Genomic DNA, 13,497 nt, shown 5'->3' on the forward strand with positions numbered 1-13,497 from the left:
ATGGGCCTGAAAAATTTTCTTGAGAAAATAGAGCACCACTTTGAAGCGGGTGGCAAATTAGAGAAGTACTATCCGCTATATGAAGCCGCAGCCACTATTTTCTATACGCAGGGCAAAGTAACACCGGGTGCTTCCCATGTACGAGATGCAATCGACCTGAAAAGGATGATGATTCTGGTATGGCTGGCGGTATTCCCAGCCATGTTCTGGGGCATGTATAACGTAGGGCTACAGGCTATCCCGGCGCTAAACCAACTCTACAGTGGCGCGGAACTGCAACAGGTTATAACCAGTGACTGGCATTACTGGTTGGCACAAATGCTAGGGGCGTCATTGGCTCCAGATGCTGGCTGGGCAAGCAAAATGGTGCTGGGGGCGGTTTATTTTCTGCCTATCTATGCCGTTGTGTTTGTGGTCGGTGGTTTTTGGGAAGTGGTATTCTCTATTGTCCGCAAGCATGAAATCAACGAAGGTTTCTTTGTTACCTCGATTCTGTTTGCCCTGATAGTCCCTCCCACATTGCCATTATGGCAAGCAGCACTTGGGATCTCTTTCGGTGTGGTTATTGGTAAAGAGATTTTTGGTGGCACTGGGCGTAACTTCCTCAACCCGGCACTGGCTGGGCGTGCTTTCCTATTCTTTGCTTATCCGGCACAGATATCCGGTGATTTGGTGTGGACTGCCGCTGATGGTTTTTCTGGTGCAACTCCATTGTCACAATGGAGTGTCAACGGTAGCCACAGTTTGGTTAATACCATTACTAATCAGCCTATTACGTGGATGGATGCTTTCCTCGGTAATATTCCCGGATCTATTGGCGAGGTCTCTACGCTGATGATCCTGATTGGCGGTGCCATTATTCTTTTCGGCCGCATCGCCTCGTGGCGGATTGTGGCTGGGGTCATGATTGGCATGATTGCTACGGCCTACCTATTTAACTGGGTTGGTTCCACTACCAATCCGTTATTTGCCATGCCGTGGTATTGGCATCTGGTACTCGGTGGTTTCGCTTTCGGGATGATCTTTATGGCGACCGACCCAGTGTCGGCTTCCTTTACCAATAAAGGGAAATGGTGGTATGGCGGCTTGATTGGTGCGATGTGTGTGTTAATCCGCGTCGCTAATCCAGCTTATCCCGAAGGAATGATGCTGGCGATCCTGTTCGCCAACCTGTTTGCACCGCTGTTTGACTATGTGGTTGTTCAGGCCAACATCAAGCGGAGGAAAGCGCGTGGCGAGTGATAAACCAAGAAATAATGACAGCATCAGCAAAACGTTGCTGGTGGTAATTGTGCTCTGTCTGGTGTGTTCTGTGGTGGTTTCTGGTGCGGCTGTTGGTTTGAAAGCCAAGCAGCAGGAGCAACGGCTATTAGACAAACAGCGCAATATTCTAGCGGTGGCGGGTTTGTTGCAACCAAGAATGCCGGCAGAAGACGTTCAGCGGGAATTTGCGCTGCGCATTGAACCACGGCTGCTGGATTTGCAAAGCGGTGCGTTTATTCAACAAGATCCGGCAACCTTTGATCGTGCTCAGGCACTGCGTAGTGACCAAATGAGCATTGCCCTAACGCCCGCACAGGATATTGCTGGCATCCGCCGGCGCGCGAATGTCGTTGAAATTTATCTGGTACGTGGTGAAAGCGGGCAAATCAACAAGATAGTTCTCCCTGTTTATGGCTCCGGTCTGTGGTCAATGATGTATGCCTTTGTTGCCATCGACACTGACGGCAAAACGGTGCGTGGTATCACCTACTACGATCAGGGTGAGACCCCAGGGTTGGGAGGCGAGGTTGAGAACCCAATTTGGCGTAATCAATGGATTGGTAAGCGGCTATTTGACGAGCAAGGCCAACCGGCTATTCGGATTGTTAAAGGGCGCGCACCGGCTAATGATCCTCATGCGATCGATGGTCTGTCAGGTGCAACCTTGACCTCTAATGGGGTGCAAAACAGCTTTGATTTTTGGCTCGGTGAAAACGGCTTTGGCCCGTTCCTGAAAAAAGTGCGCGAAGGAGCGTTAAAAAATGGCTGATAGCAAAGAGATTAAACGGGTTTTATTTGGGCCGTTATTTGATAACAACCCGATAGCCTTACAGATCCTTGGCGTTTGTTCCGCGCTGGCGGTGACCACCAAGCTGGAAACCGCATTAGTGATGACGCTGGCCGTTACCTTGGTAACGGCGTTCTCCAGTTTCTTTATCTCACTGATTCGCAATCATATTCCAAACAGCGTGCGCATCATTGTTCAGATGGTGATTATTGCCTCGCTGGTGATTGTGGTCGATCAGATCTTACGGGCTTATGCCTATGAGATATCCAAACAGCTATCCGTATTTGTCGGCCTGATTATTACTAACTGTATTGTGATGGGGCGTGCTGAAGCTTATGCGATGAAATCGCCGCCGATTGAAAGCTTTATGGATGGTATTGGTAATGGTTTGGGTTACGGCGTAGTGCTGGTGTTGGTGGGTTTTGTTCGCGAACTGATTGGCTCCGGCAAATTATTTGGAGTAACAGTATTTGAAACCGTCCAGAACGGCGGGTGGTATCAGCCGAACGGATTGTTCCTGTTGGCACCAAGCGCATTCTTTATCATTGGTTTGCTGATTTGGGGTCTACGTACCCTGAAACCTGCGCAGATTGAGAAGGAGTAATTGACGATGGAACATTACATCAGTCTGTTTGTCCGCGCGGTGTTTGTGGAGAATATGGCGTTAGCATTCTTTTTGGGGATGTGTACTTTCCTCGCTGTTTCCAAGAAAGTGTCGACTGCCTTTGGCCTTGGTATCGCGGTAACGGTGGTATTGGGTATCTCAGTACCTGCGAATAATCTGGTTTATAACCTGGTGCTGCGTGATGGCGCATTGGTTGAAGGGGTTGATCTTAGTTTCCTCAACTTCATCACCTTTATTGGTGTTATTGCTGCCATAGTGCAGGTGTTGGAGATGATTCTCGATCGCTATTTCCCGGCACTTTATAACGCATTGGGTATTTTCCTGCCACTGATCACCGTCAACTGCGCCATCTTCGGCGGCGTCTCCTTTATGGCGCAACGAGATTACAACTTCCCTGAGTCCATCGTTTATGGCTTTGGTTCGGGTATCGGTTGGATGCTGGCGATTGTGGCCCTCGCAGGTATTCGCGAAAAAATGAAATATGCCAATGTGCCTGCGGGCTTACAGGGGTTAGGGATCACCTTTATCACAACCGGATTGATGGCCTTAGGGTTTATGTCTTTCTCCGGTGTGAATTTATAAAGGCAGGAATAATTCATGGAAATAATTCTGGGCGTAGTGATGTTCACCCTCATCGTACTGGCATTGACGGTGATGATTCTATTTGCCAAATCAAAATTGGTGAATACCGGTGATATTACCGTTGATGTTAATGATGATGCGGACAAAAGTTTTACCGCTCCGGCAGGGGATAAGCTGCTCAACATGCTTTCCAGCCAAGGTATTTTCGTTTCTTCAGCTTGTGGTGGTGGCGGTTCCTGCGGGCAGTGCCGCGTGACAATTAAAGAAGGTGGCGGGGATATCCTGCCGACGGAACTTTCACATATCTCAAAGCGTGAAGCGAAAGAAGGCTGCCGGTTAGCTTGCCAGGTTAGCGTTAAGCAAAATCTGAAAATTGAATTGCCAGAAGAAATCTTTGGGGTGAAAAAGTGGGAGTGTGAAGTTATCTCTAATGATAATAAAGCCACATTTATCAAAGAACTGAAACTGAAGATTCCAGATGGTGAAGTGGTGCCATTCCGTGCCGGTGGTTTTATCCAAATAGAGGCCGAACCGCATACTGTTAAATACGCGGACTTCGATGTGCCTGATGAATATCGCGGTGATTGGGATAAATTCAATCTGTTCCGGTTCGAGTCAGTGGTCGTTGAACCAACGGTGCGTGCCTACTCGATGGCAAACTACCCGGAAGAGCGTGGCATTATCATGCTTAACGTGCGTATTGCCACGCCACCACCGTCAGTTCCTGATGCACCGCCGGGCATTATGTCCTCTTATATCTGGTCACTAAAACCCGGTGATAAGGTGACTATCTCTGGTCCATTTGGTGAGTTTTTTGCCAAAGATACCGATGCCGAGATGGTCTTTATTGGCGGTGGGGCGGGTATGGCACCGATGCGCTCGCATATTTTTGATCAGCTTAAGCGGCTACATTCGAAGCGTAAAATCAGTTTTTGGTATGGTGCGCGTTCACGGCGTGAAATGTTCTATGAAGAAGATTTTGACCAGTTACAGGCTGAGAATGATAATTTCCGTTGGCACGTTGCATTATCAGACCCACAGCCGGAAGATAATTGGACGGGATATACCGGCTTCATTCATAACGTGTTGTTAGAAAATTACCTTAAAAATCATCCGGCACCGGAAGATTGTGAATTCTATATGTGTGGCCCTCCGATGATGAATGTGGCAGTTATCAAGATGCTGAAGGATCTCGGTGTGGAAGACGACAATATTATGCTTGATGATTTTGGTGGCTGATTTGCCATTACACGGCTTTTTACTGCAATTGGGGATATTGTGCAGAAACAGATAACACATTGGTTCATGGCAGTGGTGGGGATTTTGCTGCTCACAGGATGTGGTCCTGAGCAAGTGAATCTCGAAGGTAAAACCATGGGAACTTCATATTCAATTAAGTATATGAGTGACTCATCCACACCCAGCCCAGAGAAGTTACAGCAGGAAATAGACCGCGAGTTGGAACAGGTTAATGACCAGATGTCGACATATCGGCCCGACTCTGAATTGAGTCGCTTCAATCAAAGTCGTGCCGTGAATACACCTTTCGCGGTTTCAGCGGCGACGGCTAAAGTCGTGCGTGAGGCTATTCGCATTAATCGCCTGACCGATGGTGCGCTGGATGTCACCGTCGGACCTTTGGTTAACTTATGGGGCTTTGGTCCTGAAGGGCGGCCAGATGTTGTTCCTACTGAGGCTGAAATTGCCAAACGTCGGGCATGGGTCGGTATTAATAATCTGGCCGTAGAAAATGGTGCCTTGCTCAAACGGATCCCTGAGTTGTATGTTGATCTATCCTCTATTGCCAAGGGATATGGGGTCGATGTTGTAGCCGAATATCTGGAAACGCAAAATATCACCAACTATATGGTTGATATCGGAGGGGAAGTACGGACTCGTGGCAATAATGGGGAAAATAAACCTTGGCGCATTGCGATAGAAAAACCTGTCGCAGGTTCTGCGCAAAGTGCTCAAGAGGTTATCGAACCTGGACGTATGGCAATAGCAACCTCAGGGGATTATCGTAATTACTTTGAACAGAATGGTGTGCGTTACTCACATACGATTGACCCGGATACTGGCCGACCAATTAACCACCGATTAGTCTCAATTACTGTTTTGGACCCAAGCTGTATGACCGCAGATGGACTGTCGACTGGGTTAGATGTCCTTGGGCCAGAAAGAGGGATGGCACTCGCTAATTTACTGGGTATTCCGGTGTTTATGATAGTAAAAACCGATGAAGGTTTTGAGGAACGCTATTCTGATGCGTTCAAACCTTATCTGCAAAAACGGCCTTGATAGGAGAGGATATGTTGACTGTTTTTATCGCATCCTTTGTCTTTTTTCTATTGGCCATCGGCGGGATGTCGTTAGGTTATATCGTAAAACGTAAAACCTTACAGGGCAGTTGCGGAGGAATAACGGGTTTGGGGATGGAGAAAGTATGTGATTGCCCTGAGCCTTGTGATTCTCGTAAGAAGCGCTTGGCTAAGGAAGCCGCTCGCCAGAAAAAATTGGATCAATACCGTATCCTATAAGATGTGTTATAGATTACGATGCTTTAATGCCGAGCATTCTGTATAAAACGTGGTTATATGCACGACAAGCAAATTTAGACATAACCCCCCAGCCAACTCAGTGTTGACCAGGGGGTATTTACGCTTTAGTGCTATTCGTGGCTGATTAGTCTACGTCGATAATGCTGTTTTTTCATTTTCTGATTTACGTCTATACCATTGTGGTTGTTCTTTACTTATTTATTCTTACTTACTCACTATACTTTTAAAAAGTGCGGGAGAATCAACCATAACTCCATTTGCCTGTAATTCCCTCGCTTTTTTATAATCTTCGGGAGTATTGATGCCGAAGAAAATAATATGTGCGTTGGTATTCCTTCTAAAACAATCCATCGCCTCTTTATCCCAACTTAATACTGCATCAGAACGCCCTTCGCCCAACGTGTATTTTTCTACCACTTGTACTTTGCGATGTAACTCTAAACCATACCAACGCTCTTTATTATCTGCTGGCAATTCACATTTATGATCCATCGTAATATTAGCTAATTGAGTCCGAGTAAAGTTGCGGCTTTCAAATCGATTGATTTTATGTGAGATATCACTGGTTTCATTCACTTTATCCAGTGCTTCCAGATAGTTATCATCCGTAGAGTAAACTCGGGTACGTGCGAAGCGATCTTTTTCTCCTTTGCTGGTTGCGGTAAGCGTCTCTTTTAGGGCTTTGGCAAAGGTTATTGGGTTGGCATCGGGCGATTTAATGTCCAGATAGAATGTCGTGTCAGGATACTTCTTCAGCACTTCATCAAGTGTGGGAATACCTGTGTGTGTGCCAGCCTTCGGTTGAATATGATGTTTATTATCATAGGCAACGCTCGCATCCACTTTAGCCAGTTGTTGTGCAGTATAACCTGAGATGGTACCGGACTTATCTGTCAACTCTTTGAGGTCTATAGGGCGATACAATACCGGAATATTATCTTTCGATAGTTGTAATGTAATCCATATGGCGTCAGCACCATTAGACAGTGCTTTATCGATAGCCGGTAAGGTATTTTCTGGCGCATCAGCCGTTCCTGCACGGTGGGCAATAATTTGTGGCGCTGCAAGGGTAACAGATTGGGCGTTAACAACAAAGGTAGCGGAAAGGAGTAGGGTAGCCATTATATAATTTCGCATAATATATAGTTTCCATTCATTATCTAATAATGAATTTTATGAGGTGAAGGTTAATCATATAACTAACATTTTTCGACCTTGTCGAATTTAATGGTTTTTTATTAAAAATAAATGACAAAATGCAAAAAAAAACCAATAACAGTATTCAATTCTGTTATATACGTAATTAGTTGGTGTTTTGATTAGGATAATTATGACTCATTGCGGTGGTTATCTTGATATGAATAAATAGGGTGGTATTCATCAACGATAGAATTACATACTGATATTGATGATGTTTATTCCCTGTCGCGGAGTGAGAAAATTCTGTATAAATCTTAAAAACCATTAGTTAAGCAGACAAAGATTGTATTAGTGTGAGGTGAGATTTCACTGGGTTGTTGCACCTTTAAGTGCCAGATTTTAAGAAGGAATACTGTGTGTCGAAATTGCGGGTTGGTGTGATTTTTGGTGGTAAATCGGCTGAGCATGAAGTGTCGTTGCAGTCGGCTAAAAACATCGTAGAGGCGATTGATAAGGAAAAGTTTGATGTCACGCTACTGGGTATTGATAAACAGGGGAAATGGCATGTTAACGATGTATCCAGCTATTTGTTAAATGCAGAGAATCCAGCGCTGATCTCCCTGAATCACTCAAACAGAAATGTAGCGTTGATTCCCGGTCAAGAGCGCCAGCAACTGATTGCGGCGGATAATGCCACAGCATTGGCGCAACTGGATGTTATTTTCCCGATAGTACACGGTACATTAGGCGAGGATGGTTCTTTGCAAGGCTTGCTGCGCATGGCCAATATCCCCTTCGTTGGGTCCAGCGTGCTGGGATCTGCGGTCAGCATGGATAAAGATCTCACCAAGCGGTTACTGCGTGATGCCGGGTTGAATATTGCCCCTTTTATTACGCTGACACGGACAAATAAAGATAATTACAGTTTTGAGCAGATAACGGCAAAACTTGGCTTACCTTTATTTATCAAACCGGCAAATCAAGGCTCCTCGGTTGGGGTGAGTAAAGTACGCAATGCGGCTGAATACCAGCAGGCTGTTACGCTTGCGTTTGATTTTGACCATAAGGTATTAGTTGAATCAGCTATTGTTGGGCGCGAGATTGAATGTGCGGTACTGGGTAATGATAACCCTCGAGCTAGCCTGTGTGGTGAAGTGGTCGTCAGTGATGAATTTTACTCCTACGATACCAAGTATATTAATGAAACCGGTGCTCAGGTGGTTATCCCTGCAGTGATAGACAATGCAGCCAGCGACAATATTCGCGCAGTAGCATTAGCCGCGTTTCGTACGCTTGAATGCCGTGGTCTGGCACGGGTAGATGTCTTTTTAACGCCAGAAAATACCGTTATTATAAATGAAATCAATACACTACCTGGTTTCACTAATATCAGTATGTACCCCAAACTCTGGCGCGCCACGGGAGTCGGTTCTACAGAGTTGATCACAACACTGATTGAACTGGCGTTAGAACGGCATCAGCAAGATAAGTCATTGAAGAGTTCTATTTTTAGCGACCACTAAATGAAGATTGTGGTTGAACCCAGCGGTTGCCTGTAGGCAGCCGTTGCGTTTGGTGATCAGTTCGATCTGCGCGGCAAACGGGCTGGTGTGATTCTTTCGAGAGGTAATGTGGATTTAGGCCGTCTAGCCAGCTTTATCGGCGGGACTTGCTGATATTGGAGAGGACTGAGTAAACAGCTAGCAGGCTAGCCTCCGATAAGCAATCTGAGGCGGGTTGAGGATTAGGATAATCTTGAATTTTTCCGATTTAACTGTATCTTTATACAGTGGTTTGGTTGGGGAAAGATAACATGCGTAAGATTATTCATGTCGATATGGATTGCTTCTTCGCGGCAGTGGAAATGCGCGACGATCCCAGTTTGCGTGATATTCCCATCGCGATTGGCGGCAGCCGCGATCGGCGTGGAGTGATCAGTACGGCCAATTACCCTGCCAGACGTTATGGTGTTCGTAGTGCTATGCCAACGGCGATGGCACTTAAACTCTGCCCACAGCTTAAAGTTATTCCTGGCAGAATGGCGGCTTATAAAGAGGCGTCGCTGCATATCCGCGAAATTTTCGCTCGCTATACCCCGCTGATTGAGCCGCTCTCGCTGGATGAAGCCTATCTGGATGTTTCTGATTGCTCCGCATGCAGTGGTTCTGCCACTTTAATTGCTCAGGAAATCCGTCAAGCGATTTCTGATGAACTGAGTCTGACCGCCTCCGCCGGTATTGCCCCGATAAAATTTCTGGCCAAAATTGCGTCAGATCTGAATAAACCGAATGGTCAATATGTCATCACCCCTAATCAGATTCAGCCTTTCCTGCATGATTTGCCGTTGAGTAAGATTCCTGGCGTGGGGAAAGTGACCGCTAAACGTTTACAAGAACTCGGGTTGGTTACTTGCGGCGAGGTACAAAACTATCCGCAGGCTGAACTATTAAAGCGTTTTGGCAAATTCGGTCATGTGTTGTGGGAGCGTAGCCACGGTATTGATGAGCGGGAAATATCCCCGGACAGATTGCGTAAATCGGTCGGTGTTGAAAGAACGCTGGCGGAAGATATTCATGACTGGGAAAGTTGTGAGGCATTGATTGAACAGCTTTATATTGAACTGGAAACTCGATTACGTAAAGTGAGGCCGGATCTGCATATTGCGCGTCAGGGTATTAAATTGAAATTTCATGATTTTCAACAAACTACGCAGGAGCATGTCTGGCCGGAACTGAATAAGACTGATCTGCTACAAGTGGCGCGCACTGCATGGAATGAACGGCGAGCCGGGCGGGGAGTTCGCTTGGTAGGGCTACATGTCACTTTACTGGATCCACAACTTGAGCGGCAATTATTGCTTAGTTGGGAATAGTATATGCAATAAAAAACGGCGGGTCGAAGCACCGCCGTTATCACATAAAGATCAATCAGATTTGTTTATGCCCGTTCTGGAATGGCTTTTAGCAGGGCGGTCAGTAACTGCCAATATTGACCCACGCTTTCGATATGAACTTGTTCATCCGGTGAATGTGGGCCGGTCATGGTTGGCCCAATCGACACCATATCCATATCCGGGTAAGGTTTTTTGAATAAACCACACTCCAGACCCGCGTGGATAACCATGATGTTCGGTGTTTTGTTGAACAGTTTTTGGTATGTTTCCCGTACCAATGCCATGACAGGAGAGGTTGGGTCCGGCTGCCAGCCAGGGTAACCGCCTTTCGGTAGCGTTTGTGCACCAGCTAACTGACCAATTGCCGTCAGCATGCTCACCACGTAATCTTTGCCGCTGTCGATCAGGGAGCGAATCAGACAGATGATTTCTGCTTCGTTCTCATTCATGGTAACCACACCGACATTCAGTGAGGTCTCAACCACGCCTTTAACGGCATCACTCATGCGAATTACACCGTTTGGCGTGGCATTCAGCAGTGCCACTAAACGCTGCTGTGTGTCTTTAGTCAGCGCTTTTGTCTCAGTGGATACCGGTTCGAGCAGGAGTGCCAGATTTTTTTCCACCGCCGCCAGCTCGTTTTTCAACGTTGCCAGATACGCCTGACTAAGGCTTTTCAATTGATCGACTTTATCTGCACTAACTGCCAGGATCACCGAACCCTCACGCGGGATAGCGTTACGCAATGTACCGCCATTGAGATCCAATACGCGCAGATCCAGATCTTTTGCGTGTTCAAACAGGAAGCGGGCCAGCAGCTTGTTGGCATTGCCTAAACCTAAATGGATATCCGCACCGGAGTGACCACCTTTAAGGCCTTTTAAGGTCAGTTTCAGGGTTTGGAACCCAGCAGGAACGGCTTCGCGCTTCAGGGCCAGAGTGGTGATAAAATCAATACCACCAGCGCAACCCATATAGATTTCACCTTCCTGTTCAGAATCGGTATTAATCAGAATATCGGCTTTCAACCAATTAGGTTGCAGGCCGAAGGCACCATCCATACCGGCTTCTTCGGTCATGGTCAGTAACACTTCCAGTGGGCCATGTTCAACGCTGTCATCAGACAATACGGCCAGCGCAGAAGCCATACCAATGCCGTTATCCGCACCCAATGTGGTGCCACGGGCTTTAACCCATTCACCGTCGATATATGGTTGGATAGGATCTTTGGTAAAGTCATGTACCGTATCATTATTCTTCTGCGGAACCATATCCAGATGAGCTTGCAGCGCAACTGGCTTACGGTTCTCCATCCCTTTGGTAGCAGGCTTACGCAGCAAGATATTACCGACCTTGTCACGCTCAGCGTGCAGACCTTTTTCTTTGGCCCACGTCATAATGTGCTGCGCCAGCGCTTCTTCATGGTAAGACGGATGGGGGATTGAGCAGATTTTTGCGAAAATATCCCACAACGGCTGAGGCGAAAGTTGAGACAGTTCAGACACTGTAAGTCTCCTGTAACAGCATGCTCATATCGGCAACCTCAGGATGAAGATGTCAGAGATGCTATCGGGTTGATGACTAAAGATTTTAAGGGTAGTGACAAACCGCCATCGGAATGGCGAGATGGTTTGAGAATATCACTTTCATCGGCATTACGCGCGTTTCGCCGCACAATTACCGCATTAGACCCGATTAATTAACCCGATAATTGCTGGTTTTTATCCGGCTGGCTCACTATAATCTCGCGCAACCTTTTTTCCCCTTCTGATACATGGCAAGCCACTCCTTTACTGGCTGGGATTACACTTTATGAGCGAAAAATACGTCGTTACCTGGGATATGTTGCAAATTCACGCCCGCAAACTGGCACAGCGTTTACTGCCAGCCGATCAATGGAAAGGGATTATTGCGGTAAGCCGTGGTGGTTTGGTGCCTGCGGGTATTCTGGCGCGTGAGCTGGGTATTCGTTATGTCGACACCGTTTGCATCGCCAGTTATAACCATGATAACCAAGGCGAGCTTAAAGTCCTGAAACGTGCTGAAGGTGACGGCGAAGGCTTTATTGTGATTGATGATTTGGTTGATACTGGCGGCACTGCGAAAGCTATCCGTGAGATGTATCCGAAGGCACACTTTGTTACTATTTTCGCCAAACCTGCTGGTCGCCCATTAGTTGATGATTATGTGGTTGATATTCCTCAGGGCACCTGGATTGAGCAGCCGTGGGATATGGCTGTAACCTTTGTTGCTCCTTTAAGCGGTAAGTAATTTAGTTGGCTTTAAACGCCTGGTCAGCTCCGGGCGTTTCATTTTCTCCGCAGTATGAGTACACTTGACCCCATCTGACCAGCCCTTATCGGGCCTGAATCACGGCTTATGGAGGCTATCGTTACCATGGCACAAGCCAACCTCTCTGAAATTCTGTTTAAACCAAAGTTCAAGCATCCTGAAACTTCAACTCTCGTGCGGCATGCTCACTGCAACCATCCTATGACGGTACATTCTGCCTTGGACGGTGATACCACCAGCCATTGGTATCGGATGATCAACCGTTTGATATGGACCTGGCGCGGTGTTGATCCCCTTGAAATAGAAGAAGTGTTGTCACGCATTGCCTGTTCAAAGGCAGAACACAGCGATAACGAACTGCTAGATACCGTGGTGGGCTATCGCAATGGTAACTGGATTTATGAGTGGGCCCATCAGGGGATGCTGTGGCAGCAAAAAGCCATGGAAGAGACTGACCCATTGAATGCTGGTCAATACTGGTTAAATGCGGCCAATTTATACAGCATTGCGGGTTACCCACATCTGAAAGGTGATGAGCTGGCCGAGCAAGTCGAGGTGTTATCAAACCGCGCCTATGAAGCCGCCGCTGAACACCTGCCGTATAACCTGAAAGAGCTTAATTTCGCGATTTCAGATGGCGGTACGCTGGCGGGGTTCCTGCATATGCCGACTGTTGGCAGTGCGCCATTCCCAACGGTATTGATGTGTGGTGGGTTGGATACATTGCAAAGTGACTATCATCGCCTGTTCCGTGACTATCTGGCCCCGAAAGGGATAGCCATGTTGACGGTGGACATGCCATCGGTGGGGGCTTCGTCGCGTTGGAAGTTAACGCAGGACACCAGTTATCTGCATCAGCAAGTATTGCAGGCATTGCCGGATATCCCTTGGGTTGATCATCAGCGAGTCAGTGTTTTCGGTTTCCGTTTCGGTGCCAACGTAGCGGTGCGCCTGGGGTATTTAGAGCCGCAGCGGGTGCGTGCTGTGGCATGCCTTGGGCCGATTGTGCATTATCTTCTGTGTAACGCTGACAGCCAGCGCCAGGTGCCAGATATGTATATGGATGTTATGGCCAGCCGATTGGGAATGGCTGATGCGGCAGATGAAACGCTTAGAACAGAAATGAACCGCTATTCGCTGAAAACACAGGGGTTGCTGGGGCGGCGTTGCCAAACACCTATGTTGGCGGGCTACTGGGAAAATGATCCATTCAGCCCGAAAGAAGAGGCGAAGTTAATCTGTTCTTCCTCGGCGGATGGCAAGCTATTACCTATATCATCAACGCCGCTGTACGACAATTTCCACCGTGCATTATTGCAAGCCAGTGAGTGGTTAGAAGATAAAATGCGTTAAT

General features: G+C 47.2%; 13 protein-coding genes. 11 read left to right on the forward strand and 2 right to left on the reverse strand.

Features of this window, described 5'->3' with window-relative positions; genetic code table 11:
• Genes Q2T72_RS05090 through nqrM form a run of 7 tightly spaced genes read left to right on the forward strand, consistent with a single transcriptional unit; the run spans position 1 to position 5,797 of the window.
• Complete coding sequence (locus Q2T72_RS05090; RefSeq protein ID WP_372568746.1) at positions 1-1,242, forward strand: NADH:ubiquinone reductase (Na(+)-transporting) subunit B; 1,242 nt, start codon at positions 1-3, stop codon at positions 1,240-1,242.
• Positions 1,232-2,032, forward strand: coding sequence for a Na(+)-translocating NADH-quinone reductase subunit C (locus Q2T72_RS05095; protein ID WP_083160142.1), 801 nt, complete (start codon positions 1,232-1,234; stop codon positions 2,030-2,032). Before Q2T72_RS05090 ends, Q2T72_RS05095 begins: the two co-directional genes overlap by 11 nt.
• Positions 2,025-2,654: an NADH:ubiquinone reductase (Na(+)-transporting) subunit D gene (locus Q2T72_RS05100; RefSeq protein WP_083160140.1), complete on the forward strand. Its 630-nt coding sequence runs from the start codon at positions 2,025-2,027 to the stop codon at positions 2,652-2,654. Before Q2T72_RS05095 ends, Q2T72_RS05100 begins: the two co-directional genes overlap by 8 nt.
• Positions 2,655-2,660: 6 nt before the next feature.
• Positions 2,661-3,257 carry an NADH:ubiquinone reductase (Na(+)-transporting) subunit E gene (nqrE, locus tag Q2T72_RS05105; protein WP_004392325.1) on the forward strand — a complete coding sequence of 199 codons (597 nt, stop codon included), beginning with the start codon at positions 2,661-2,663 and terminating at the stop codon, positions 3,255-3,257.
• Positions 3,258-3,272: 15 nt separating this feature from the next.
• Entirely contained in the window at positions 3,273-4,496 is a 1,224-nt protein-coding gene (gene nqrF / locus Q2T72_RS05110; protein WP_372568747.1) for an NADH:ubiquinone reductase (Na(+)-transporting) subunit F, read from the forward strand.
• 39 nt (positions 4,497-4,535) lie between these two features.
• On the forward strand, positions 4,536-5,558 hold the full coding sequence (locus tag Q2T72_RS05115; protein WP_083160136.1) for an FAD:protein FMN transferase: 1,023 nt from the start codon (positions 4,536-4,538) through the stop codon (positions 5,556-5,558).
• A gap of 11 nt (positions 5,559-5,569) precedes the next feature.
• Complete coding sequence (nqrM, locus tag Q2T72_RS05120) at positions 5,570-5,797, forward strand: (Na+)-NQR maturation NqrM (RefSeq protein ID WP_083160133.1); 228 nt, start codon at positions 5,570-5,572, stop codon at positions 5,795-5,797.
• A 225-nt stretch (positions 5,798-6,022) separates the two neighbouring features.
• Here the strand turns inward: nqrM and Q2T72_RS05125 are convergent, their stop codons facing one another.
• On the reverse strand, positions 6,023-6,955 hold the full coding sequence (locus Q2T72_RS05125; protein WP_372568748.1) for a glycerophosphodiester phosphodiesterase family protein: 933 nt from the start codon (positions 6,953-6,955) through the stop codon (positions 6,023-6,025).
• A gap of 419 nt (positions 6,956-7,374) precedes the next feature.
• Between Q2T72_RS05125 and ddlA the strand changes: the two genes are divergently transcribed.
• Together ddlA and dinB are read left to right on the forward strand one after the other, a co-directional pair.
• Positions 7,375-8,481 carry a D-alanine--D-alanine ligase gene (gene ddlA, locus Q2T72_RS05130; protein WP_372568749.1) on the forward strand — a complete coding sequence of 369 codons (1,107 nt, stop codon included), beginning with the start codon at positions 7,375-7,377 and terminating at the stop codon, positions 8,479-8,481.
• 290 nt (positions 8,482-8,771) lie between these two features.
• The gene (gene dinB, locus Q2T72_RS05135) at positions 8,772-9,830 is read left to right on the forward strand and encodes a DNA polymerase IV (RefSeq protein ID WP_083160127.1); all 1,059 of its coding nucleotides are present in this window, start codon (positions 8,772-8,774) and stop codon (positions 9,828-9,830) included.
• Positions 9,831-9,895: 65 nt separating this feature from the next.
• Here dinB and pepD read toward each other — a convergent pair whose 3' ends face one another.
• Entirely contained in the window at positions 9,896-11,356 is a 1,461-nt protein-coding gene (gene pepD / locus Q2T72_RS05140) for a beta-Ala-His dipeptidase (RefSeq protein WP_083160125.1), read from the reverse strand.
• A 307-nt stretch (positions 11,357-11,663) separates the two neighbouring features.
• On the opposite strand from pepD, the gene gpt reads away from it, so the two are divergent.
• The gene (gene gpt, locus Q2T72_RS05145) at positions 11,664-12,122 is read left to right on the forward strand and encodes a xanthine phosphoribosyltransferase (protein ID WP_083160123.1); all 459 of its coding nucleotides are present in this window, start codon (positions 11,664-11,666) and stop codon (positions 12,120-12,122) included.
• A gap of 126 nt (positions 12,123-12,248) precedes the next feature.
• Entirely contained in the window at positions 12,249-13,496 is a 1,248-nt protein-coding gene (frsA, locus tag Q2T72_RS05150; RefSeq protein WP_372568750.1) for an esterase FrsA, read from the forward strand.
• The last annotated feature ends 1 nt before the right edge of the window (position 13,497 follow it).

This window comes from Yersinia sp. 2466 StPb PI (assembly GCF_041538325.1).
Lineage (GTDB): Bacteria > Pseudomonadota > Gammaproteobacteria > Enterobacterales > Enterobacteriaceae > Yersinia > Yersinia enterocolitica_E.